The following is a 24,033-nucleotide window of genomic DNA, read 5'->3' on the forward strand; positions in this document are numbered from 1 at the left end:
GTCCTCGTAGCTCATTTCTCCATTTGACTCGGAACGCCGGAGTCCGAAAAGGGGCCAATACCGCCCGTTCACGATTTGTTCTTCTTGCGCTAGTCGTGACCAGTTCATTGGGGGTTTCAGTTGAACTCCGAACGATTACCTGTCAGGTGCCGAGCGTGTCGCGCGAAAGCGCGCCAGCTGCAAAGCTCCACCAGCCAGCAGATGCGTCTGCGAACATCGGTTGGCGCCAGTACCACACAGTATTCGAGCCCGAGCAGATGAAGTGAGTGTCTCGCGAAAAGTACGCGACTCCGTTCGGATACAGTTCTCGACCCAGATACAAGCCGTAGATGTTTCCCTCGGTCCCTCCATTCGTGACGTAGCCCCAAAACTCGTCCGACCGTGCCCGAAACAACCGGGCAAAGAAGTCGATGACCTCCCATTCGAACGTACGCGAACTGACGCGATAGGTTGCCGATGTGAATGGATCTCCGCTGTTGTTGCCCGTCAGCTTCGGGAAGCGCCACAAAGGTTCGTAGTTGAATCCCTTCGCAAACGGGTAGCCGAGAAAACATTCGTTTGCCTCCTCCATCGAATGGAACAGATCGTCGAGCCGTCCGGGGTGACGAAGATCCAGCATGATCAGACTCGTACAGGTTTAGAGGCACTGGCTTTATCGGCCTTTCGGTAGGCATTGCCTGGCGCCCGGTCGCCGTCCCGCATTCAATGGGGATGGCGGAGGATCGGGAAAACCGGCGGCGAACTGCCGACCTGAACCTCGCCCATGATTTTCCATCCCATGCGCTCATACAGCCGAGCCGAGTGAACGCTAGTGGCTTCTGCAAATGCCAGTGCTTTCGCCTCGTCGGAAATCGCGAGGCCGTACCGGAACAGACGGTCCCCCAACTTGGATCGCTGGTGCATGGGATCGATGCCCGGCATGGTGAAATGCCAAAACGGCTTCTGCGGGTGATATTTGCCGAACTGTTTGAATACCCTTTCGGTTTCCGCTCGCCTGTACTCTGGAACGCTCCCGAGCAGGAACTTCATCATCCGCGCGTCGTCCCGATGCATTTTGTCGGTCTGCCACAGAAGCGCGCCTTTGTCGCCGTTATCGAAATATGCGCCGCTCCGATTGGTGTATGGATCGCCGCAGTAATGCTCGATGAACCCGCTGAAATGGCGCAAGTAGCGCTCCGGCTCCGGATAGAGCCACCTCGATAAGGGGCACATCGTAAAAGCCGTCGTCAGAATGGCGTTGACCCTCGATCGGCTCTCAGGGGCGACGATCTTGATCGATTCGTTCTCTCTAGACGCGGATTTCATCATTACACCTCTGTCGAAAGCCGTGCGAACAGAACCCGTCCGCAAGCGTAACGAAGCACCAGTGGAAATGCGTTGAGAGGCTTAGAAACCAAAAAGCTCCCAATGCTCGCGCATTGCAACTTCGGACTGCTGCGGCCGGCCTGGCCCTACTGCCACCTGGCACGGCGCAGGATTTGAGCCACTGCGACACAATCGCAAATTGGCTGTTTTTGTCGCTCGCGATGTCGCATTCGCAACAGCTTGGCGGCTTCTAGCAAGATGTGTGTTTGCTTTCGGACGGAAGCGCGCAGGCAAAGGCGAATTGCGACCCGGCAAACCAACCGGCGCCCACCGCCTTTCATCTCTGGCCTGGCTGTTGCTTGAAGCTCGCGGCGTCGCTCTCACGACGATGCGTATCCTGCAGTTACATAGCTTGTTCGATGTTGGCCCTAACGGCGCCATCGCTGTTGCGAGCGTGGCATCATCGCGCAAAACCCGGATAACGGCAGCTAGTCGTAACCCATTAGGCGCTCCCTTTTCATGGTTTCCTGATTGAGAGACCCACATGATGACCGGCATCTCAGCTCGCGTTCGATCAGAAAGGGCTCGGTGAAGCACCTTGTCTGGTCGGATCACAGAGAGGGGAACGGGGCGCTACGCAGTCATACACATCAAGCTTCTTGTCGCAGTCAAAGCCCGCCCACTCGCTACTAGAACAGAAGATTATTCTTCAATTGCAAGGCAACCTCGATGAGGTCTCGTTTGGCCTTCCAGCATTTATGACGAGATGTATCACTCGCCTCGAAATCGCACGGCTAGTGCTAGAATTCCTCCAACAAATGGGAGATAGATTCCATTTATGGTTCGACTGCCGAAACTAGTAGGCTTTTCCGGGTTGACAATCTCAGCCTCGAAGACCCCGCTCTGGTCATTCGTCCTGACACTGACATCTTGAAAATCCAAGAATTCACCAGTTGCGGGCGCATATGATTTGTATACGGCTTCCTTTATTGCGAAGAACAATTTCGGGCCGAAGCGACTGCTGGACCACTCCTTACGCTCGATTTCCTCGGAGGTGCATACGAGCGGCAAAAGGTCCGCTCCGAGCGGTTCTTGATCTTCAATGTCCAACCCCAGAGCGAGCACAGTGTTGGACTTTCCGGCAACAGCTCCGCAATCAGACGAAGAGTGGGAAATGCTGCCGACGACTCCCGAAGGCCAAAGAGGAGCTCGATCCACTCTCGACAAAATCGGAACAGGAGCGAAACCCAATTTACGCAAGACCTCATGAGCGTGATGCCGTCCCCAGGCGAACTCACGCCGACGACGAAGCGAGACGTTCCCCAACATGTCGTCTTCGGCCGGAAATGGGAGGGGGACCGGGTCACATATCGATCCGCCGGAAAAGCTGATGTCATGTGCCAAAGCTGCGCCGATGGCAGCCCCTAACGTCGTTAACGTTTTCATAGATTGGGCGAACCTTTGTTCTGGAAAAGTGTGAAGCTGCAGATCTGAACTCGCTTTACGGTAGCTAGCCTGAGATCGCAGGCCACTCAAGGCCCGCAGCGTCCGAGACGAAGTCATGCTCTGCGACGCTCGATATTTCGACGGCAGGATCAGACCGATCGAGCGTGCATCGGACGAGCTCTGCGCTGACGCGACCCGTTTCGAGATCGACCGCCCACGCGCCACACCTTGCTGGCCGAATTGCATCAGCGTTGTCGGGACTGTCGCAGACTGCTCAGAGTGGACGGGTACGGTCTTCAACAATTCAGGGGAGGCAGAGGTCGGGGGCGGATTGGTACCCTCTTGTGGACGTCGGGCAGAATTATGCAGTCTATGTGGAACCTAACGTGCGGGTCCTACCCTCCAATATGATGTCCGACCAACGAGGGGCGACTTCGTGCTGCGCGCACGTGCGAGGAGCTTCATTCCGTTCGCTCACTGCATTTGATCCGTGCCGGGACCGATGAACTCGAGTACCGACTGCGCCTTGTGGATCTCACGTGCGACGCAATTAAAGATCCGGGTCGCAGATTCAAGCGTGACGACAAGTCCAACCCTCTCGCATGATAGCTCAAAATGATGCGCAACCTGTTCGTTGGTGGGTGCAATGCCACTTTGCAGCGAGCTGATCGCTAATGATGCGAGCATGTGCTCGACCACGTCTTGTTCGGCCTGAGTCAAGACATGCTTCCTTCTGAATGTTGGCTCGCCTGTCGGCGAAGTTGTGGTCGCCGTTGAAAGACCGGCCAAAGCCGGACTCCGATCTGTTTCGACCTGCCAACACGCGAAGTGACTCAGCCTCTCGAAACGCACACTGAATGAAAGCGTCACGAGAATGCTCGCGAAGACACGAATCCCTCAATGGGAACGTTGCGTGGCACTCAAGTTTGAGTTGCTAATGACGGCTTTAGTCAGCATTTTTTCTAGCCTACAACCTGACGCCACGTGAGATTCAAGCTGTTTTTGTTGGGCTTGCGGCTTTTCGGGATTTGGGTACTTGCGAGTTCTTATCGAAGAGCTGATCGCAGGCGAGTGAGGGTTCATCGCCGGACCGTGGCGTCCATCTCTCGATCAGGTCTGTTCATCCTCTTCGTCGTGATCCTGCTCGCCGACCGAACTACGGTCAGCGTCCGCCCATATTGGCCGAGGCCGATTACCTCTTCGGCGGCCTTGTACACGCGCTCACAGCCCCTTCTACAGGCTCGTGTTCCTAAGCAAGACATCACCCTCGACTCCGTGGGGATACTGGGTCACGACTTCGAACGAAGGTAACGAGTCAAGAATGGCTTGCAGGGACTGCTGCCCTTCAAAGAGCTCCTGGTCGCTGTATTCCATGTAGACGAAGCGCGTGTTGCTCAAGGTATTCCTGCCGCCAGCGATCACATCGGACTCGGCTCCCTGCACGTCCATCCAGATGAAATCGATGCATTTTAGGTTCGCCTCACTGCACCAGTCCATCCAACCGTCGAGTTTCAATGGGATGGGATGATCAAACCGAACCCAGTCATATTCCACGAGATGATTCTTGGGTCGCCGTATCGAGCCAGAGAGGTCCCATTCCTTCGCATCTCCATTTCCATTGCTTGGATGGAAATCGATCATGCCATTTCGGTCACTGATCGCGATCTCAAATAGATTCACCTTGTTGAGGTAATGATCCATGTTTTTCTTAAAGCGAGCAGCCGCTCGGGGATCTGGCTCAAAGCAGTAGAGCTGAGCCTGCGGGCAGAGCTCGAGAAACTTTCGCGTATCGGTTCCGTCGTTGCAGCCGATGTCCAAGATAACGCGATCCGGTTTTTGAAGAAGAGAAACAATCTGCTGATGTACTGTTAAGGAAGATGTGGGTTCCATGGAAATATGCGGTCTCTTAGAGAAGGCCTGCTGAAGCCTAGACAGCAGTCCTGTCGAGAACTTCTGGAGCGCTCGGCAGCTGCCTACTTACATGGCCTCGCGGAGGTCCGTTGAACTTTGACGCACGCCCTCCCTGCGCAATGTATATCAATGTATATATAGTGCATGCGCCGGCGTGACGATAAAGGGATGGATTATGCGCGCCTCTCGATCAATACGTGGCTTTTTAGGATGCGGTCGCCGGCGTATCTCGGGCTCTTCAACAGGCGCGTCGTACCATGTCATTGCTGCCGAAATGCAAAGTAGCTCGTCACCATCGCACGACAGCTCAAGGCAAAGGGCGGGCTCCAGCATTCATTGCCCGGGCCGATGCTGACTTTGCGGCCTAACCGCCTGATTTGAATCGGCTTTCAGTTAGACTTCGCAAATGACAGCCTTCCCTTGCGCGTAACCGGAGAGAGAATGGCGGCTCAGGATTCACAGCGGCGCGTGGCGCTGATCACGGGCGTCACCGGCCAGGACGGTGCCTATCTGGCCGAATATCTGCTTGGCCTCGGCTATGAGGTCCACGGCATCAAGCGGCGGTCGTCCTCGTTCAACACGGCGCGGATCGATCACCTCTACCAGGACCCGCATGCCCGCAACGTGCCGTTCCTGCTGCATTACGGCGACATGACCGACTCGACCAACCTGATCCGGCTGATGCAGCAGATCAGGCCGACCGAGATCTATAACCTCGCGGCCCAGAGCCATGTCGGCGTCAGCTTCGAAAGCCCGGAATATACCGCCAACGCCGATGCCATCGGCGTGTTGCGGCTCTTGGAGGCGATCCGGATCCTCGGCATGGAAAAGGAGACGCGGTTCTATCAGGCCTCGACCTCAGAACTCTACGGCCTGGTCCAGGAAGTGCCGCAGAGGGAATCCACGCCGTTCTACCCGCGCTCGCCTTACGGCGTCGCCAAGCTCTACGGCTACTGGATCACGGTGAACTACCGCGAGGCCTACGGCATCCATGCCTCGAACGGTATCCTGTTCAACCATGAGAGCCCGATCCGCGGCGAGACCTTTGTGACGCGCAAGATCACGCGCAGCGTCGCCCGCATCGAGACCGGCCTGGAAGAGGTGCTTTATCTCGGCAATCTCGAGGCCAAACGCGACTGGGGCCATGCGCGGGATTATGTCGAGGGCATGCACAGGATATTGCAGGCGGACGCGCCCGACGATTTCGTGCTGGCGACCGGCGAGACCCGTTCGGTGCGGGAATTCGTCGAACTGGCGTTTGCCGAAGTCGGCCGCCGGATCGAATGGCGCGGCAACGGCGTCGACGAGACCGGCGTCGACCAAAAGTCCGGCAAGACCCTGGTCAGGATCGATCCGGTCTACTTCCGGCCGACCGAAGTCGATCTTCTGGTCGGCGATGCCAGCAAGGCGCGCGAGAAGCTCGGCTGGCAGCCCAGGACGTCATTCGCCCAGCTGGTCAAGGAAATGGTCGCAAGCGATCTCGCTGACGCCAGGCGGGAGGTGGCCAATGGCAAGCCTTCCGTTTGAGCTGAAAGGCAAGACCGTCTACGTCGCCGGGCATCGCGGCATGGTTGGCTCCGCGCTGGTGCGCCGGCTGGCGCGCGAAGACGTTGAGCTGCTGACCGCGACAAGGGACGAGGCCGATCTGCGCGATCAGGCCGCGGTCAATCAGTGGTTCGCCGCCAAGCGTCCGCAGGTGGTGTTTCTGGCGGCGGCCAAGGTCGGCGGCATCGTCGCCAACAATACGCTGCGTGCCGAATTCCTCTACGACAATCTGGCGATTGCGACCAACGTGATCCATGCGGCGCATGTCCATGGCGCCGCGAAGCTGATGTTCCTGGGTTCCTCCTGCATCTACCCCAAGCTGGCGCCGCAGCCGCTGCGCGAGGATGCCGTGCTGACGGGGCCGCTGGAGCCGACCAACGAGCCCTATGCGATTGCCAAGATCGCCGGGATCAAGATGGTGGAGGCCTATCGCAGCCAGTATGGCGCCGACTTCATCAACGTGATGCCGACCAATCTTTATGGCAGCGGCGACAATTATCACCCCGAGTATAGCCACGTCGTCGCCGCGCTGATCCGCCGCTTCCACGAGGCGAAAATGTCTGGCGCCAGGGAGGTCGTGGTCTGGGGTACCGGCACGCCGCGGCGCGAATTCCTCTATGTCGATGATCTGGCGGATGCCTGCATCCATTTGATGAAGACCTATTCGGACAGCGAATTGGTCAATATCGGCACCGGCGAGGACATCACGATTGCCGAATTCGCCCGCGTGGTCGCGGCGACTGTCGGCTATAGTGGGGAGATCGGTTTCGACATATCGCGCCCCGACGGCACGCCGCGCAAGCTGCTCGATGTCTGCCATCTCACCGCGCTCGGCTGGCGAGCCCGCACCTCGCTGAGGGAGGGCATTGCGTTGGCGTACCGGGCATATCTCAACGAGAGCCACAGGTCGCGGCAGAGTAGTCCTCCGCGTGCCGGACAAGCGAGCGTGATCCGGGACCCATAAGCAATCGGCCTGTGAAGACTCTCCTAGCGCTTGAGCGGGAATCGATCGTTCGGGCAGAAGGGGTTTGAGATGCACGCTTTTTTCAAGCTGTAGGGCTCGAAGGATTGCAAATTCGACGACGAGAAGCAGGCCAAACAAAGTGCTTTTCTTGTCATCGTCCCTCATATTCAGCCCAACAATCGGAGGTTTGGTAGGCTCGAACGGATGATATTTGATGAAGCTTGTGCTTCAATCTTTCCAAGATCAAAACGGCAATGTTCTCTGCCGTAGGATTTTCCAATCCCTCGACTTCGTTTAGGCATCAATGATCAAGTGCACTGATGATCTAGGTCAGAAAAGTCTACGACGAATCCGGTGACAGGATCCCTGGTCCATCGAGTTGCACCTCGACCCTATAGGAATGGCCGTGCACGCGGCTGCACCTATGTGTGGGCGGCACGTTCGGGAGGCGGTGAGCCGTTTCAAAAGGCTTGGGATATCTTCATCGAATGCGCAGATGCTTATAGGATTTCAATGCTCAGCCCAGTTCGGATAACTGAGTAGTACCCATGATTTCGCGTATGGATTGGGGCATCCATCAGCTAAAGGGGCAATTGGATTCAGGGGGTGAGGCATTCGGCATCTACCCCGATCAACGTAGTCACCCAGAAAACTTAGACGCATAGCTTTGGGTTCGACTCCGCGTTCCCGCTTCGCAGAGAAATCACTTGTAGGATTGGCGCGGCCAGCACACAAGCTTCTTCGGACTGTGAGCGATGCGTGGCCGATTTCCTCGGCCGTTACCGGCCACTGACGCCACCCGCCCATGAACTCGGCCAGATCCCATCGTGGCCTTCGCTGTCAGTCGACCTTGGCCGACTTGGCGAAGGACTCGCGTGAAGCCATCGGAATGGCGCCTCCGCGGGTCGGGTCCGCGAAGGTGCCACCCGCCGAGGCGTAGTCCTTACCTGTACAACGCTCGAGGACGATGCCAATCGCCTCGACATTGGGGATGTCCGACTCGCTCAGCTCGGGCATCGAGGGCTTGCGGGCAAGTGCCGCCTCTAAGTAGGGAGCCAGCTCCTCTTCTTTACGTCGGACGCGCTCGTCTTCCCGTTCTTTCAGAGCAGGCATGACCTCTTTGGCGAACAGCTCGAGTGCCTCACAGATATGCTCGTGCTTATTTATGCCGCACTGCTGGATAAAGATCATCTGGTCGATACCGACATCAGCATACCCCATGAGATGCTCGCGAACACTCCTGGGCTGTCCGATGCTGCCTGAGCCTGGCGTCTCCTTCATCTCGTCCTTGATCGCTTGGAAGCGCCGCCACAAATTCGTGCGCCCAGGACGGTGTTCGCCATATACCGCATAATGCGCGATCGAATAACCGAAGAACTTGAAACCATCGAGTCCTCGGTGCATAGCTTCTTCGGCGTTCTCATGAACCATCATACCGTTGAGAGTGGCGATATTGGCGTTTACCGAATGCCCAATGGGCACGCACTCATTGGACTTGATGATCTGATAATACTCGTCGCGCCAAACTTTCGCTTGCGACGCCTCCACAAATCCAAAAATCAGCGCCCCTACCCCGTGACGCGCGGCACGCAAAATACTGTCGCGCCGGGAACACGCCATCCAGATCGGTGGGTGCGGCTTCTGGACCGGCTTTGGCACGATGTTACGGGTCGGCATTGAGAAGAATTGCCCGTCGTACCCGGGATACGGCCGCATCGTCATCATATTGGCGGTCTGCTCGACCCCTTCCCGCCACATGGCATTTTTCTGCTCGGGCTCGATCCCAAAGCCATGCATCTCGATCAGCGACGCGGATTCTCCGGTCCCCCACTCGGCGCGCCCCCCAGAGATCAGATCGAGCGTCGCCAGGCGCTCCGCCACCCGCGCCGGATGGTTGTAATTCGGGGAGGACAGGCAAATGCCGTGACCAATGCGAATAGTCTTTGTACGCTGGGAGACGGCACCCAGAAAGACCTCGGGTGCGGATGAGTGGGAGTACTCCTCGAGGAAATGATGCTCAACCGCCCACATGTGATCGAATCGGAGCCGATCGGCCAGTTCGATCTGCTCCAGCGCATCACTGAACAATTTTCGCTCGCTGCCGTCCTCCCAAGGACGCGGCAACTGGTGTTCATAAAACAGTCCAAGCTTCATCCTTTTTCTCCTGGGGCACGATGGTCACCGAGCCGCTTCAAACATGGTGCCCAGCCCACTGTCGCAGGGTGGTTCTGCGCCGCGGCCAGCAAATGTACTTCGTTCTTTCGGTTCAAAGCTCTTGCGCGCCGATCGAGCTCTCTGTCTTAACTCTAGCCGCCCGATCTGCTGGAACGGCTCGCCGCCTCCTCCAAGAAGGTAGTGCACAGCGCCTCATTCGCGACCATTTCCGAAGCCACTGAAGGGCAGGCTCTCCCAGCTCGCCGCGACCGAGGCGCGATCTGGATATGCCTCTCTGCCGACGATCAGACGCGATAGGACCAATGCCGCTGCTGGCCGAATGACAGCGGCACCACGACGGATGTGGCTTCAATCGGCGGTACAGCACTCAACAGTGCAGCAGTTATGGCATTGATTTGGATCAACTGAGCAAGTCTCATCTAAGCTCCCGGGCCGGTGCCTGCGATACCGCCATTGTCGTGACGGATTCTTCACCGTCTCCCAGCAATCGGCGTGCCACAAGACCTTTTGTGCGAGGCTGCTTGAGGAAACACCATGTGCTTCGCGTCACGCCGGGGCGGGCTACTAGCTGCGTAGTGTCGGGCAGGGAAATTACGTCTTCAACCGGACACGGCTGACCACGACAACACGTGCGTTAAACGACGACCCAGGGTCCCGTGCCGAACTCGAATGCCTACTCGGGGATCATCTTCCCTCTGGCGACTTCACGGCCAGGGCGCTCGGCATCGCAGCATGACCTGGTATCTGGCAATTTGCGGCGGGGGCATCCAATGGTGCTGGCGTTGGCCAAACAGGCTGCCGCATCACCGATGCTTTCCGGTTGCCATCTCCAAGTTTGTTGGCGGCGAGTCCTCAAACGCGCTCTGAGCGAGCCTGCACGTCGGATCCGACGACGATGTCATAGGGCGCGATCGCCGAGTGAGATTCCGACCTGACGGCGTTCGCATGTTGAGGAGCGCGGTCATCGTCGCGCTCTGGGTATCCGCGCTTATAGAGGGAGCCGAAGGTGACCCGTAAGCGGCCGGCCAGTCCTGCTGATCAAAGTGGGAGAGCCGGTCGCCGGGGCGAAGGAACGTACTGCAACGATCAAAATAGCCGAATGTTCGGGCGATGAAAGCGGAGCGCTTCAGGAGTTGTATGTCGCGGCTTGATAACGCTCTGATTAAGGAAGTCGGGCTCAGAGCTCTTTCGTTCTTCGCATCATCACTCTCTCGACACTTCAACGATGGCCGAATGCATGCAGCTATGCGCTCGCACGCTTCGATACCTGCCTGACCTCAGGCCTGCTGGCTCACCGCGTTGCATGTCGTGGCGTACCCCTACGATATCCTGGCGCGGATGTCTTCTTCGAAGCATGGCACGAATCTCAGTTAGTATCTGCGGCGGCCTTTACGGGAACGTTGCCTGGTCCACGCCGGCACCCCGGCCGGACACGACTGCCTATGCAGCGGGAGCGCGTCTCTTCGCGAGCTTCTGGTAGCTTGATCGGAGCGCGGGGCGGTGCGCGACCTGCGCAATTGCAACTTACATCACCAAGCATTCAGCATTCGTATCATCCGACACTCCCCAGGCCACATGCGACTTTGCCCGCTTTCAGTGTCATTCCAATAACCGGCGAGAGCGCTTCCCATCCTGGCACAAGATGTACCTGAATGATCGGTCATCATCCGCAAGCGAGAAGGTCGACCTCGCAAGGCATGCCGCTCGAATTGATGCCTCAAATGAGCCATAGATGCCTGCGTGGTAGCCTTCGTCATCGTTCTTCCAAGCCTACAACCTGATCCGCCGACGCGCCGAAAGGAAAGCAAGCAGCCGGCGCTCTGGACACCGAGTTTGAATAAATGCCGGCTGCGCTGGCGCGAATGGATGAGCCGCATCGAAGCGTGATTTCTGCCGTGAGCACACCAGTAGCCGGGGAGACGCTGGTGCGTGTCGTCGAAAGGCCGCAACATCGCTGATCATCGCCGGCATCCGCGAGGAGCCGCACGGCCGACCGCATGACCTGGCCTCGGTTGCCGCCGGCCGGCAGAACCGGCCCCAAGGGCGTTGCCGATATCATCCGCCCTGCGACAGGCCGAGCAGAGAGAGTACGTCCGCTGCCCCAGGCCGCGGTGCTGGTGCTGATATTCATCGCGTATTTCCAGCCGATCACCCGCGGTAAGCTGTCGACTTTCTCCGGCAAGGAGGTGTCACGCGATCTGATCGGCTTTCCTGTCGCTGTGGCCGTGCGGCAACCTTGTTCAGCTTGCGCGTCTCGATTAGCTTATGGCCGTGGGAAAGATGGCCACAAGGCGTCCAGCGGGTCCGGCATCAGAAAACCCGATCGACCTACGAAGTTGTTAAACAAGAGCCTGCGCGCAGGCGGTAGCTCCTCCACCCACGCTCCTTCGCCGAGTGGATAGCGCTCATTGCGCGCGCCGCCGTTTGCGACGAGCCCTCCCGTTCACTGCGCACGACCATAGGACACCTGTAGTCGGATGCGGCCGCGACCATTACGGCTACATCCAACAAGAGTCTGGTCACATGAAGTCATCCTCGTACGAGTATCTGGGGGGACTTGATGCGCTCTCGGTATCACTGCTCTCGTTCTTCTCGGTTTTGCAGAGATAGAGTGGAGGCTTGTCCGCACGCTGCCATTCACCGGCACTGTTCTTCGTCCACTTTTCGGGATGCTGCGAAGGGTCTAGTACCATGTTCCCATCATCCACTTGAACGAACCCCATCATCGCTGCACGGGCTTGTGCTTCTGGATTAGCCGGACGCCAATTCAGCAACGGTCGTTCGCCATCTATCCGGAGTTGATGCTCAAGCAGAATATCGCCTGCGTTCTCGACAAGTGGATGAGCCACCTGAAAATCCACGGTCGAGGTGATCTCAGCCCGGCCAGGAAACTGGTGCCGCCAATTTTCGGATTCGAACTCAGTCATGCTGAACCCGCCTTCCGTTCTCAGCAGTCCGGCGCTCTGGTTTCCTAATTGGTAGCTGAAATATCGCGCGTCCTCCGAATCTCGCCTCACGGCGTATTGCTGAGCAACGTCCGCGGTGCGTATGGCCCTCGAGGATACGAAATCCGAATACTCTTGTGGATTCTCGGCAATGTGCATGATTTCATCGCCATGAAACTGCCTCGCCTCCCTCCTGAAAGAAGGCCTGTCTATCTCCACCACTGGAGGTCTATCATGGAGGAAATACGCCGGTGTTCCCGCTGAAGATGAGCTTCCGCTGGAAGTCGATCCGTCTAAGCGCACCCGGGCAAACGTGTCAGCGAAGCTTTGGCTTCCTGGATCCGTTTGCCCGCTGGCGCCACGCGTGTAGGGGTTATCGGAGGACCCACCAATTCGACCATACATGACTGTTCGCACTCCTATTTTTCGCATTGGGTTCAGGCCGGTTAGGCGCGGCAGGTACATAGACCGCTTGGCTGACGACTAGCTGACGAAGGCGTTTCTCCCGGACGCACAAACCAATGCGAACTGCCTTAAGCGTTGGCGATCAACGAAATTAGGTTGCGGGGTGCCGGATCAGATTGAGATCGCACTCGCGGCGGCGGGCCAACTGGAGCAGGAGAGCCGTCAGCTCGAGCGCCAGTGGGCGCTTCGCGTGGAGCGCGCCCGCTACGAGGCCGAGCGCGCTCGGCGTCAGTATGACGCCGTAGAACCCGAGAACCGTCTTGTGGCGCGCTCACTTGAGCGGGCTTGGGAAGAGAAGCTGCGTGTCGTCGAGGCGGTCGAGCAGCAGCATGCGCGCTGGCGCGTACAAGAGCCGCTTCTGATTGGCCCGGCGGAACGCGCTGGGCTACAAGCGCTCGGCGAGAACCTGCCGCGGATTTGGCATACGGCCACCACGTCGGCAGCCGATCGCAAGCGCATTCTGCGATTTGTTATCCGCGAAGTCGTTCTTGATCAGAAGCGGACCCGAGGTCAAGTGTGGCTCAAGATCGTCTGGCAGACCGGCGCAACCAGCGAGCATCACGTACAACGGCGCGTTCACACCTACCGCGATTACAGGACATTGATCGGTTGCGGCGACGGATCGCCGAGTTGAATGCTGAACACAAAATGGATGGCAAGATCACGGCGATACTCAATCAGGAAGGCTTCGTCGCGGCCCGAGGCTGCGCCTTCAAAGGCGAGAACGTCTGGGTGTTACGCACCCGCTGGGGCATTCCCACCGTCAAAATCAACGGCATGGAACCCAATGCGCTGGCCCGACGGGAGCTTCTCGATTCAGGGCGCAGCGGCTGAGCTTGGAGTAACCCCGCAGACGGTGTTCGATTATCTCGCGCGCGGATTGCTGGCAGGTCATCAGTTGGCGAAGGGCCAGCCATGGCAGATCGAGCTCTCAGGCAAACAAATTACTCAGCTTCGCAACCGGGTACGACGCACCAAGCGTTCGAAGAAGGAGGCATCATGAAGTCATCGGCTCGCCGATAACTTGGTGCCATGTGTCCACAGGGAGTTGGCTGGTTACGATGGTGGAGGCGCGGCCATGGCGGTCCTCGAGGACTTCCAGTAGATCGCGCCGCTCGGCGGCGGTGAGCACCGACAATCCCCAATCGTCCAAAATCAGAAGCTGGGCGCGGCCAATGGTTTTGAGCAAGCGGGCATAACGTCCATCGCCCCGCGCGAGCGCCAACGTTTCGAACAATCTTGGGACGCGATGATAGAGAACCGAGCGATTGCCGCGGCAGGGCCTTGTGGCCGAGCGGACAGGCTAACCAGCATGAGCAACTTCTCGTGGCGATCGATCCAGTCGCCGCTGACGAGCTTGGCGAAGACGGTCCGGTCGATACCCCGCGGCGTGCGAAAGTCGACGTCCTCCACACAGGCATTCTGGCGGAGCGAGGCCAGCTTGAGCCGCGTGGTGAGCCGTCTGGTGTCGCGTTCCGCGGCTTCCCGGTCGACCAGCAGGCCGATGCGATCTTCGAACGGCAAGGCTTCGAGATCAGGCGATCGTCGCTGCTCCTCGAAGGCCTTGGCCATGCCGCTCAAGCCGAGCTCGATCAGGCGTTCGTGGGTAGGATGGTTAAGCATATGGCCTCGCATCAAGAAATTCCCACCAATCGCCTTGGTGACGCGTCAAAGATTCCACTATCCCTTGTTTCTGCCATCTTCGCATCCAAAGCAGAGATTTGCTGATTGCACACGTCGCGGTCGGCGGTAGCGAGTGCTTTAAGGGGATTCCATGACAAAGCCAGTTGTGATTGTGGTGGGTGCGGACAAGGATGGGGTTGGCAAGACGACCGTATCCCGAACGCTTCTGGACTATTTCAATACCAATAACGTGCAGACACGCGCATTCGATACTGAGTCGCCGCGAGGAACGTTGAAGCGCTTCCACCCCGAGATAACCGAGATCGTCGACATGACCACGACTGCGGATCAGATGAAGATCTTCGACACACTTAACTCAGGGTTATCCGTCACGGTGATCGACGCCCGCGCAGGCTTGCTGTCTCCGGCGCTGGCATCCTTGCGCGACATCGGCTTTTTGGATGCCGCGCGGTCCGGCCAGATCACCTTTGCCGTATTCCACATCTTGGGATCATCCATCGCTTCCCTGGACGAGATCGCCGAGACCGCCAGTTTCATGACTGGTGCAACGTATTTTCTGGTCAAGAACTTCATCAACGACACTCAATTCTTCCAGTGGGACGAGTCGACCTACAACTCCTATTTCCACCGTATCAAGAACGCGACCGAGCTGACGATCCCTAAGCTCAACGAGATGGCCTATGAGCAGGTCGAAGTAGCTTCCGTCCCGTTCGTCAACTTCGTAGCCAACAAGGGTCGGCACGACGATGCCGCGAACCACTCCTTCGTGCTGCGCGGCTATGTTCGGCACTGGCTCGCGAATATCTGGCGCGAATATGATCGCATTAACTTGACTGACTTGGCCGGCGCCAAGTCAGTGATCCGCGGCGGCGAAAAATAGTCGCTCGTTCGGCGATTGAACGTCTGCACCACGTACGAAATTCGCTTGATATTACTAGCAATGTTAGCCACGCCCATTTACATCATCTGCTCTCCTAGGAGCCTGTCCGAGTAATCGGATTTTTCTCGACGAGGAACGAGCGTCGTGATTCAAACGGCGGATGAGCAAGACATTTCGTCCTTGGGACGTTGATCAGGTTTGGCTGCTGCCGCCGTCGATCCAGGATTTGGTGCCGTCTGGGCACGTGGCCCACTTTGTCCGCGACACGGTTCGCACAGGGCTGGACCTGTCGGCAATCATGGATAGCTATGACGAGGAGCGCGGCTTTCCGCCCTATCATCCTGGCATGATGGTGGCGCTGCTGCTTTATGCGTACAGCCAGGGGATCTACTCGTCGCGGCGGATCGCGCGGGGCTGCGAGGAGCGGCTGGATTTTGCGGCGGTAACGGGGATGCAGCATCCGGACTTCCGCACGATCAGCGAGTTCCGCAAACGCCATCTGGCAGCGCTATCGGGTCTGTTCCGGCAGGTCTTGAAGCTGTGCCGCGAGGCCGGCCTTGTGAAGCTTGGCCATGTGGCGCTCGACGGCACCAAGATCAAGGCCAATGCCGGGATCAACAAGGCGATGAGCTATGGCCGGATGAAAGAGGCCGAGCCGAGGCTTGCAGCGGAGGTCCAACGGTGGTTTGCCGAAGCCGCCCAAACCGACAAGGCTGAGGATCGTCAGTTCGGAGCCTCGAAGCGTGGCGAGGAGATGCCTGAGTGGATGGCCGATAAAGAGAAGCGGCTCGAGAAGATCCGCGCCGCCAAGGCCGCGCTGGAAGCTGAAGCCAAAGCCAAAGCCAAAGCCGCCTCGAAGCCGGACGACGACGGCTCCGGCGACGGCGGCAGGGGTCGGCCGGGACGCAAGTCCAAGCCGGTCACGGCAGAGCCAGGCGACAAGGCGCAACGCAACTTCACCGATCCCGACAGCCGTGTGATGCCGACCAAAAACGGCTTCATCCAGGGCTACAACGCACAGGCCGCCGTCGATGGCACCCGTCAGATCATCGTGGCGCACACGCTGACCAACTCGCCGAGCGATCAGGCGCAGTTCGCACCCTTGCTCGATGCTATCAAAGCCAATCTCGGCAAGAACCCGGATGAAGCATCGGCCGATGCGGGCTATTGCTCGCAAGCCAATCTTCGCACGCTCATTCGGCGCCGGATCGAGGGCTACGTCGCCACCGGACGGCAAAACCACGGCACCAGAGCGGCCACGGCTAAAAGGAAGCTCAAAGCCGGCACGCTTATCGCCAGAATGAGCGCAAAGCTCAAGCGCGCAGGCTATCGAAGCCGGTATCGATTGCGAAAACAGATCGTCGAGCCCGTGTTCGGCCAGATCAAGCAGGCAAGAGGCTTCCGTCAGTTCCTCCTGCGCAGCATCGACAAGGTCAAAGCCGAATGGGCCATGATCTGCACCGCACATAACCTCGCAAAACTCGCAGCCGCACGCTGAGGAGAAACTTGTCTCCCCAAAAAGCCGCTTCAGAACCCGCTTCGCTTAATCCTAAGTCCATTATAGGGACAGGCTCCTAGCCCGCAGGTCGGCAAGACCCTCGTCTCTCGCCTCATGAGCGAGTTCTTGCTGCTGAAGAACGGTACTGCGCTCTCGTTCGACATCAACCTGAAGGAGCCGTCACTGGTCGATTACCTCCCTAACATTACTGAGACGGCGGATGTGATCGACACCTACGGCAAGATGCAGCTGATGGACCGGCTTATCCTGCACGACCGGGTGGCCAAGGTAATCGACCTGGGCTTCCATGCCTTTGATGAATTCTTCAAGATGTGCGAGGAGATCGGCTTCATCAAGGAGGCGCTCCGCCGCGGTGTCGCCCCCGTCATCCTATTCGTCGCCGGCACCGACCGCGCCTCCTCGCGCAGCTATGAGATGCTGCGGTGGCGGATTCCCCCGTGGGCGCTAATCACCGTCCACAATGAATTCATGCTGCGCGGCGAGTTACCTGAAGTCATGGATGGCGCGCGCTTACTCCGCTTTTCAGCGCTACCGGTATTTCTAAAGACCTACGTCGACCGACTGAGCTTTTCGTTCACCGGATATCTGCGCAACGAGAAGGATTCCTCCACCGAGTTGCATCAGTGGATCCGGCAGAACTACATCATGTTCCGCGATCTCGAATTGATAGCGATGCCACAGCCGGCATCTTGAGTCGGGCTCCACATGTGGAGAATTCCCGCGATACAATAGTTCTTCAAGTCTGATCGTATTGCTTTCAGACGTAATGTCCGAGCGGTTGGCAAGGCTGTTTGCTCGCTTCGTGTCGGGACCGCATCGTGCGTGGCTTGGCCCAAAAATCTCGTGGCGAGTACGCGGCAGATTTCTGGAGAAATCAACGCGGTCGCCATTAGCTCATTGTGACCTTCTGAGACTCGTCAGCTTCTCATCAGGTAACTCTCCTAGCATGAGAACCTCGATATCTAGACGGCGACGTCATCAGGAAATGAACACCCGATTGCTTGATCTCGGAATCGGAGGGGCGTGGCGGCGGTCTTGGTCGCGGCAAACGATTGTTGATTGTCAGTTGTCTTCAGGCTTCGACAGTCGGAATCTCGGCCGAAGGCTCCACCGCTTTCACTCGATCACTCTACCGTGCGCCAGATACGAGCTTTGCTGTGGGATGTGAGGTGCCATGGAGAGAACGAACAACAATTTTAACCTATTTGATTTTGATGTGGAAGGATTCGCACAAGCGTACTATCTACAGTCGCGCGCGGGGCAGCAATCGGGCAACACGAGGGAGCAAGCTAGTTTTGAGCAGCAGATGAACGAGTTGCAACTCAATTCGTCTGATGAGAGCTCCGCAAGGTCTAGTTCGCCTGATGAGAGTCCCGCAAAGGGCGATGGAGGAATCCGGCGCACTGACCTCGGCGGTTCGGTGCGGATGCCGCCACACTCCCGGCTGAGGGAAACCTCGTTCAGCAGCACGCGCCACAGCGTAGACATCCCCCGAGCTCACTTTCGAGATTCGGCCCAAGTACCGCCGCAGTCCAATTTGCGGGATGATTTGTTCAGCAGTGCGCGCTACACTTTGCCATCTGAGGAGCAGCCCGCGATTCAGACGAAGAACAGCAAGGATCGCGGACTGTGGTCGCGTATCAAGTCAGGTGTCGGAAAGGCGTTTGGGACGAGTCGCAGCGAAAAGCCGTCCGGTTCCACGGCTCAGCAAGAGGTCTTTTCAACGAAGTTTCGCGTGGATTACGCCAAGCAGCCCGGCCGAACACGCGGGGTCCCTGAGGAGGACGAGGAGCTGTTTGAGGACTTCAAAAGCAAAGCCAAGGTCACCCGGGACGACGGCACCGGCAAAGTACTGGGCGACGGCACCATCAAAAATGCGATAGCCGATCTGCGCCATTTGAGCGGCCGACTTAGCCAGAACGGGAGGCCATCAATCGCGGATCGAATTGGCAACCCTGAGCTGGAAGCTGGGTTGGATGACGATGTGGAAACCTATGCGAAGGATCGCAGCGGGCGCATCAAAGCGGCATTGAAAAAGCTCCGGGACGTCGGCGCCGGAAAGGCCTTGTCAGCCGATATCCGGCGCTTGGCTCCTTATCCGGCAGACGCAACCCTCATCGACATGTGGGCCGCGGCGGAAAAGGCGACACGCAGGATTGAGCCGGAGACTGTCGATAGACAGGCTCGCCGCCTTTCCAGGTTGAGCGATTGGCTGCAAACGCGCGAAAAAGGGGCCATGGCTGGCCGACTGAATGACAATGGGCTGGCCCAAGATGTTGAGGAGTATAGGAACCAAACCGCGGACACCAAAATTAACGCCGATTTGCTCAGGCTTCGGCGCTACCAGCAAGTCCGCGAGGCGAACAGAGCGCTGGGGCTACCTCCTCCTGAGAGCGCGCGTCCGCTCGCCGGGGAAGGCGCTCGGCAGCCCGGGTCGCCGCAGGAGCTTCCCGCAACGCCAGCTACCCCGAGCGAGGGAGCTTGGGATTGGTTTAGGAATCAGATGCAAGAACCCGCGTCGTCCACATTCACACCGCACCATGGCCCGCAGCCGAGCTCGCTTCAGGAGCTTCCGGCAACGCCAGCCACCCCGAGCGCGGGAGCTTGGGACTGGTTTAGGGAGCAGATGCAAGAACCCGCGTCATCCTCGTTCACACCGCACCGCGGCCCGCAACCGCGCTCGCTTCAGGAGCTTCCGGCAACGCCAGCCACCCCGAGCGCGGGCGCTTGGGATTGGTTTAGAGAGCAGATGCAAGAACCCGCGTCACTATCATCTGCGAGGCGTCCCTCGTCAGACGTCTACGGCGGTCTTGAGCCGCTGGTTAATTTGAATCCGCCCACACCGTATGAATTGCGTGACGACGCTCACTCTGTGCCGGCGCCTGACCTCGCCAGACCGCCGTCGTTCGTTGGGCCATCAGGGGCCCCTCAGGAGCGGCTGGATTTCGGATCTATCGTCGGCGAGGGCTGGCACCACGGCTCCCAACCGGCCTCGGACGTCCTGATCGATGTACTGAGTAACATCAATCTCATGCCGAACCAGTTCGGCCCAAGCCAGTTCGCGATCAACGGTGAGCATTACTCGGCCACGTTTGGGCCGGGAGAGCACAGGGACGTTCGTCTCATCCATCATCCTCGCGCGAGGCCGATGAATGAAGCTGGGCCATCGCGGCAGCCCATAGCTGATCTTGGGTTTCTTATCCGCGGGGGATGGCAGCACCGCGAACGCTGGCTTCCGCCTTACCTTGTCCGTGCACTAGAGGGGGAGCACCTCATGCCGGAAGCCGAGCGCCCGACGTATATCAACATCCGCGGCGTGCCTTACAGGGCCGAGTTGCTGGAAACGGACGGCGGCTCACGCGTTCGTGTTTATCCTGAAGCTGGTTGAAGAACGCGCTTGGGCTGCAACCTCGGGGGTCAGCGGGGCGGCGCATCGGGGGAAATATTATCGCCCAGCCAGCGGCATTGGCTTGCTCGCACCAGGGGCACCCACGGGAAATGGGCTGCGCAATATAGCGTTTGGATAAAAGGAAATGGCGATCGCGAAATTCAACTTACTTATTGCCGAGGTCCGCGCGGCACTCGAGCGGCTGATCGATGTGCTGGCAGACCTTGGACTGCCCATCGCCACGGCGACAAGGTCCGGCTTGGCCTCAACCTGATTGAGCGCCCGCGCCGCCGTGAGCTCGACACCGGAAGCCGTCTCGCCGAGGAAATGGGCCTTGCGTCTTGCCCGCTGATGCAGGTGGGTAGATTGCGAGGGATCTATCGCCGAAGATTGTCGAATCGCCTCGGGGTGCTTTGCCATGATGGCATCATTCTCCGTTTCAGCTCGTGCCCTGCCCCTCCGCTCGAGCGCGAATTGAGCAACTACGTGAGCGGCATAGCCGGTCCCGGCAGCGTTGACTGGAGCCTTGGCCACAAACGCGGCCTTTCGCTCTGACCCGCCGATCTCTGGGCTGGGACGCGCGCGACTGCGATGCGCGGGCTGCGCCGTGGTTGTACCCGCGTCGATGGACCTAAACCCGTGTCACTCTACCTCGTTGTGGCGCCCATCGTTCGCAACCACCCTCGCCAGAAACTCATTGTGATGACTTTGATGAGCTCGCAGCACCTTGGCCGCTCTTCTTGAGAGGCCGCCTGCCTTGCTGGCTCTGAGATCCGCAGCTTCCTAATCACCCGGATCCTGAATCAGCTCGAACGGGCCTAGGGGCGGAACCACGATCCTCGACGATTGCCACCGATGACGAGCGCACCGTCAAGCGCGTAACCGACGCGCTTTGGGAATGCGCGAAGTGGCGAGCCATGAAGAACTATGCCGGGCACCGATTGAGCCCATAGCTCGGACACATTGCGCATGTCGGTGATGGTGAGCGGCGATTTCACTCGATGGTGAGCTCTCGCTTCGTTTGATCGTGAGCAGATATTTCACGCGATCCTGAGCGGCCGCTTCGACCGACATGGTGATGGGTTCATGGGTTTGAGGCGGCGTCAAGAGTTTGATTGCGGGCGTTCTTCGTTCGCATGCTTTCTCCGGTAAGCTGAAGGCGGTGAGCGTTGTGAACGAGGCGATCCAGGATGGGTCGCCGAGCGTTGGGTCGCCGAACACGTCAGAGTACCCCTATTCTTGAGCGGGTCGTGTCTCACGTCACGATCACTGACCCGCATCATTTTCTTTTTGGGCACCGGCTTGAGGTGCTGAAGGAGCGGTCGGGGCGCGGTCCCGCCTACGTCGTTGTCGCGCTGCCGGACGGCCGGCCGCGGGCGGTTCGGATCGCGTCGACGGATCTTGGCGAGACGATCACTGCCCGCCCAAACGCCGCCGATCTGCCGCGCATCAGTGCACGTACGCTGATCCCATTGATGCAACATTTGAGCGCGAGTCTGAGCCTTCTCGACGAGAAGGTGATTCGCGATGACCCACCGACCGCTTCCAGGTCGCGTTGCGTATCGACCCCTACCGACGTTGGCAAATCCACCTGGCCGTCCGGCCGACATTCCGCGCCTGTGGCCGAATCTGTCGACCGCGACGCAAACCCAGATCGCTCAAATCCTCGCCACGCTGCTGCGGCGGATGCAAGCGGTTCCCGGCACGCCCGGAAGAGGACTGGGTCGTGCTGATCAGCTTGAACGTCGCTGACGAGCGGCTCACGACTGCGCACCGAGCCAAGTTGGCCTATGTTTACGTGCGGCAGTCATCCGTGAACCAGGTGCGCCAGCACCAGGAGAGCACGGAGCTGTAGTACCGCCTCGTCGATCGCGCCATCGGTCTGGGCTGGCCGCCGGAGCGCGTCCAGGTCATTGGCGCAGGCGCGACAAGTGCTTGAGCAGAAGCAGCACCAGCGTGGCCTACTCGCTGCACGCGCCGGAGGTGGAGTGCATCGGCAAGGGCAAGGCGCACCGGCCTTGAGTTCGGCTTCAAGGTCTCGGTCGCCACCACGCTGGGCCGGCCCGACGGCGGGCAGTTCGTGACCCATGTGACGGCGCTGCCCGGCAATCCCTATGACGGCCACACACTTGCAACCGTCATCTCCGAGATTGAGGCGCTGATCGGCAACACCATCGAGCGCGCTCTCCTCGACAAGGGCTATCGCGGCCACAACGCCCCGCCCGATTACAAGTTCAGGGTGTTCATCTCAGGACAGAAGCGGCGGGTGACGCCACAGATCAAGCGCGAGCTGCGACGGCGCTCCGCCGTCGAGCCGGTCATCGGCCACCTCAAATCCGAGCACCGCATGGGCCGCAACTACCTCTGGCATCGCCAAGGCGACGCCATCAACGCCGTCCTCGCCGCCGTCGGCTACTTCCGCCGCCTGACCTGCTGGCTCAGGCTCTTGTTGTGGCAAATCATCGCCACCCTCGCCGAACCACGGGTCAATCCAGCCTGAAAATCAGGATTCTTCACGGCCGACTACATCGATGCTTCTACACTCGAACCCGTCGTCGCTCCGCGATCGCCTATATCAGCCAGATCGAGATGAAGCTAAAGGCAGCTTGGCCCTCTCCATTTTTTGGGGAAGATCACCGGCCTCGTTTTGAGCCTAACGCACATTGTAGCAGGCACGAAGTGGTGTTTACGAGGCGGAAGACCTCTCACTGCAGTGGGCACTTCCGGCAGTATGGGAATCCTAATAATCGAACTGAACTCTCGAAGCTCACTCTGGGGCGCGCAGCCGCACCTGAGCACGGATTGATGCTCCTGAGAAGGTTGACGGTGGCCGTTGCGGCGGCCGTTAGGGAGCAGCGATCCCTCCGCCCTTTCTGCACCGATCTTGGCGAGGACAACTGGGGAAAGTGCAGCAGAGTGGAGTTGTCGATTGCCACTTTTTCCTGATGAGAGCGCGGAGATGTATAATTGGCAATAGTCTCAGCAGACCATCAAAATGGCTTGAATCTCACGTCGCGTCAAGTTGTAGGCTTGGAAACATGACCAGACCTACACCACAGCGGCGTCGATTGAGACGCATCGGTGAAGTTGCAGAGGCGACCGGCGTAACGATTCGCACTCTGCGTCACTATGAGGACACGGGATTACTCGCCGCATCGCAACGTACGTGCGGTGGTCATCGGCTATATGACTGCGAAAGCGTCAGAAGAGTATCTCACATCCGAGCGCTCCGCGAGGTTGGATGCTCCATTCTAGACATTCGCAAAGCGATAGAACGCAAAACTGCGCTTTCTGAATTCTTGAAGAAGCAATTGAAGCGTGCTGAGCTTCAAGTTGAGCGTGCAACCCTGACAAGAGATCGTCTCCGCGAAATGGTGCTGAATCCTGAAACGGATGTCACTATAGACCAGTTACCTGGTCGGCTCGATGCAATATCGGACCAAAGTACGCATGTTCAGACGCGCCGGCGTCTGCGGGGAGAAGATACGGATTGATATGACTGTTGCCAAGGTATGCGCGCGTGTGGCCGATATGACCCCATTTTACCGATGCCGCTTCTCTCCTCGGAACGGGGCGTGAGATAATCCTGGTGCGAACAAATATTCCCGTTGAGAGGAAGGCAGATCCTTCGAGGGCTCTTCTCAGTATCGAGCCTTACGGCTTTCTGTGCGTCACGACCTTGGGCCTGCCGATGCAGGAGGCTCCTTGGGGGGCCTTTTTCGTGGATGCCTCAAGCGATAAGCTCGTGCGGTTTCTTCCGGAAAAGTTCCCTGTGCGGCAGAAGGATGCGACTCCGCAATCTGAATCCGTCCACGGCGCACCCGCCGTCGGATTTACGAGGAAGCC

At 58.6% G+C, this 24,033-nt stretch carries 20 protein-coding genes and 3 pseudogenes; 12 read left to right on the forward strand and 11 right to left on the reverse strand.

Annotated features, from left to right (window positions below; translation table 11 throughout):
* Nucleotides 1-142: 142 nt before the first annotated feature.
* The 5 genes from KIP88_RS40655 to KIP88_RS40675 all read right to left on the reverse strand — a co-directional run bounded on the left by KIP88_RS40655 (nucleotide 143) and on the right by KIP88_RS40675 (nucleotide 4,641).
* Nucleotides 143-619 (reverse strand): hypothetical protein, encoded by a 477-nt coding sequence (locus KIP88_RS40655; protein ID WP_249791397.1) that lies wholly within the window; start codon nucleotides 617-619, stop codon nucleotides 143-145.
* Nucleotides 620-702: 83 nt separating this feature from the next.
* Nucleotides 703-1,308 (reverse strand): hypothetical protein, encoded by a 606-nt coding sequence (locus KIP88_RS40660; RefSeq protein WP_214493748.1) that lies wholly within the window; start codon nucleotides 1,306-1,308, stop codon nucleotides 703-705.
* Nucleotides 1,309-2,076: 768 nt separating this feature from the next.
* On the reverse strand, nucleotides 2,077-2,997 hold the full coding sequence (locus KIP88_RS40665; protein ID WP_214493749.1) for a 4'-phosphopantetheinyl transferase: 921 nt from the start codon (nucleotides 2,995-2,997) through the stop codon (nucleotides 2,077-2,079).
* Nucleotides 2,998-3,225: 228 nt separating this feature from the next.
* Nucleotides 3,226-3,471, reverse strand: a complete 246-nt coding sequence (locus tag KIP88_RS40670) for a hypothetical protein (protein WP_249791398.1) — start codon at nucleotides 3,469-3,471, stop codon at nucleotides 3,226-3,228.
* A gap of 513 nt (nucleotides 3,472-3,984) precedes the next feature.
* The gene (locus KIP88_RS40675) at nucleotides 3,985-4,641 is read right to left on the reverse strand and encodes an FkbM family methyltransferase (protein WP_214493750.1); all 657 of its coding nucleotides are present in this window, start codon (nucleotides 4,639-4,641) and stop codon (nucleotides 3,985-3,987) included.
* A gap of 462 nt (nucleotides 4,642-5,103) precedes the next feature.
* On the opposite strand from KIP88_RS40675, the gene gmd reads away from it, so the two are divergent.
* Together gmd and KIP88_RS40685 are read left to right on the forward strand one after the other, a co-directional pair.
* The gene (gmd, locus tag KIP88_RS40680) at nucleotides 5,104-6,189 is read left to right on the forward strand and encodes a GDP-mannose 4,6-dehydratase (protein ID WP_214493751.1); all 1,086 of its coding nucleotides are present in this window, start codon (nucleotides 5,104-5,106) and stop codon (nucleotides 6,187-6,189) included.
* The gene (locus KIP88_RS40685) at nucleotides 6,170-7,171 is read left to right on the forward strand and encodes a GDP-L-fucose synthase (protein WP_283848571.1); all 1,002 of its coding nucleotides are present in this window, start codon (nucleotides 6,170-6,172) and stop codon (nucleotides 7,169-7,171) included. Before gmd ends, KIP88_RS40685 begins: the two co-directional genes overlap by 20 nt.
* 151 nt (nucleotides 7,172-7,322) lie before the next feature.
* Here KIP88_RS40685 and KIP88_RS40690 read toward each other — a convergent pair.
* The 4 genes and pseudogenes from KIP88_RS40690 to KIP88_RS48000 all read right to left on the reverse strand — a co-directional run.
* Nucleotides 7,323-7,628: pseudogene (locus KIP88_RS40690) on the reverse strand (6-pyruvoyl tetrahydropterin synthase family protein); the annotation flags it as partial.
* A 383-nt stretch (nucleotides 7,629-8,011) separates the two neighbouring features.
* The gene (locus KIP88_RS40695) at nucleotides 8,012-9,325 is read right to left on the reverse strand and encodes an LLM class flavin-dependent oxidoreductase (protein ID WP_214493752.1); all 1,314 of its coding nucleotides are present in this window, start codon (nucleotides 9,323-9,325) and stop codon (nucleotides 8,012-8,014) included.
* A 305-nt stretch (nucleotides 9,326-9,630) separates the two neighbouring features.
* Complete coding sequence (locus KIP88_RS47995) at nucleotides 9,631-9,765, reverse strand: hypothetical protein (RefSeq protein ID WP_283848572.1); 135 nt, start codon at nucleotides 9,763-9,765, stop codon at nucleotides 9,631-9,633.
* 2,100 nt (nucleotides 9,766-11,865) lie between these two features.
* The gene (locus KIP88_RS48000; RefSeq protein WP_283848573.1) at nucleotides 11,866-12,273 is read right to left on the reverse strand and encodes a hypothetical protein; all 408 of its coding nucleotides are present in this window, start codon (nucleotides 12,271-12,273) and stop codon (nucleotides 11,866-11,868) included.
* A gap of 586 nt (nucleotides 12,274-12,859) precedes the next feature.
* On the opposite strand from KIP88_RS48000, the gene KIP88_RS40705 reads away from it, so the two are divergent.
* The gene (locus KIP88_RS40705) at nucleotides 12,860-13,390 is read left to right on the forward strand and encodes a hypothetical protein (protein ID WP_214493754.1); all 531 of its coding nucleotides are present in this window, start codon (nucleotides 12,860-12,862) and stop codon (nucleotides 13,388-13,390) included.
* A 14-nt stretch (nucleotides 13,391-13,404) separates the two neighbouring features.
* The gene (locus KIP88_RS40710; RefSeq protein ID WP_214493755.1) at nucleotides 13,405-13,590 is read left to right on the forward strand and encodes a hypothetical protein; all 186 of its coding nucleotides are present in this window, start codon (nucleotides 13,405-13,407) and stop codon (nucleotides 13,588-13,590) included.
* A gap of 175 nt (nucleotides 13,591-13,765) precedes the next feature.
* Here KIP88_RS40710 and KIP88_RS40715 read toward each other — a convergent pair.
* Nucleotides 13,766-14,379 (reverse strand): annotated as a pseudogene (locus KIP88_RS40715) (ATP-binding protein); the annotation flags it as partial.
* Nucleotides 14,380-14,530: 151 nt separating this feature from the next.
* On the opposite strand from KIP88_RS40715, the gene KIP88_RS40720 reads away from it, so the two are divergent.
* From KIP88_RS40720 to KIP88_RS48735, 6 genes are all read left to right on the forward strand, one after another.
* The gene (locus KIP88_RS40720; protein WP_214493756.1) at nucleotides 14,531-15,280 is read left to right on the forward strand and encodes a hypothetical protein; all 750 of its coding nucleotides are present in this window, start codon (nucleotides 14,531-14,533) and stop codon (nucleotides 15,278-15,280) included.
* 160 nt (nucleotides 15,281-15,440) lie between these two features.
* Nucleotides 15,441-16,778, forward strand: a complete 1,338-nt coding sequence (locus tag KIP88_RS40725; protein WP_214493757.1) for an IS1182 family transposase — start codon at nucleotides 15,441-15,443, stop codon at nucleotides 16,776-16,778.
* 114 nt (nucleotides 16,779-16,892) lie between these two features.
* Nucleotides 16,893-17,492 (forward strand): hypothetical protein, encoded by a 600-nt coding sequence (locus KIP88_RS40730; RefSeq protein WP_249791399.1) that lies wholly within the window; start codon nucleotides 16,893-16,895, stop codon nucleotides 17,490-17,492.
* Between the two features lie 481 nt (nucleotides 17,493-17,973).
* Nucleotides 17,974-20,187 carry a hypothetical protein gene (locus KIP88_RS40735; protein WP_249791400.1) on the forward strand — a complete coding sequence of 738 codons (2,214 nt, stop codon included), beginning with the start codon at nucleotides 17,974-17,976 and terminating at the stop codon, nucleotides 20,185-20,187.
* A 145-nt stretch (nucleotides 20,188-20,332) separates the two neighbouring features.
* The gene (locus KIP88_RS48005; RefSeq protein ID WP_283848574.1) at nucleotides 20,333-20,461 is read left to right on the forward strand and encodes a hypothetical protein; all 129 of its coding nucleotides are present in this window, start codon (nucleotides 20,333-20,335) and stop codon (nucleotides 20,459-20,461) included.
* Nucleotides 20,461-20,742, forward strand: coding sequence for a DUF3363 domain-containing protein (locus KIP88_RS48735; protein ID WP_374226577.1), 282 nt, complete (start codon nucleotides 20,461-20,463; stop codon nucleotides 20,740-20,742). Before KIP88_RS48005 ends, KIP88_RS48735 begins: the two co-directional genes overlap by 1 nt.
* Nucleotides 20,743-21,271: 529 nt before the next feature.
* Here the strand turns inward: KIP88_RS48735 and KIP88_RS40740 are convergent.
* The gene (locus tag KIP88_RS40740; RefSeq protein ID WP_374226578.1) at nucleotides 21,272-21,379 is read right to left on the reverse strand and encodes an ATP-binding protein; all 108 of its coding nucleotides are present in this window, start codon (nucleotides 21,377-21,379) and stop codon (nucleotides 21,272-21,274) included.
* 721 nt (nucleotides 21,380-22,100) lie between these two features.
* Between KIP88_RS40740 and KIP88_RS40745 the strand changes: the two are divergent.
* Nucleotides 22,101-22,687, forward strand: a pseudogene (locus KIP88_RS40745) (IS5/IS1182 family transposase); the annotation flags it as partial.
* 538 nt (nucleotides 22,688-23,225) lie between these two features.
* Nucleotides 23,226-23,681, forward strand: coding sequence for a MerR family transcriptional regulator (locus KIP88_RS40750; protein ID WP_214493758.1), 456 nt, complete (start codon nucleotides 23,226-23,228; stop codon nucleotides 23,679-23,681).
* The last annotated feature ends 352 nt before the right edge of the window (nucleotides 23,682-24,033 follow it).

It is taken from the genome of Bradyrhizobium sp. SRL28 (genome assembly GCF_018596315.1).
Taxonomy (GTDB): domain Bacteria; phylum Pseudomonadota; class Alphaproteobacteria; order Rhizobiales; family Xanthobacteraceae; genus Bradyrhizobium.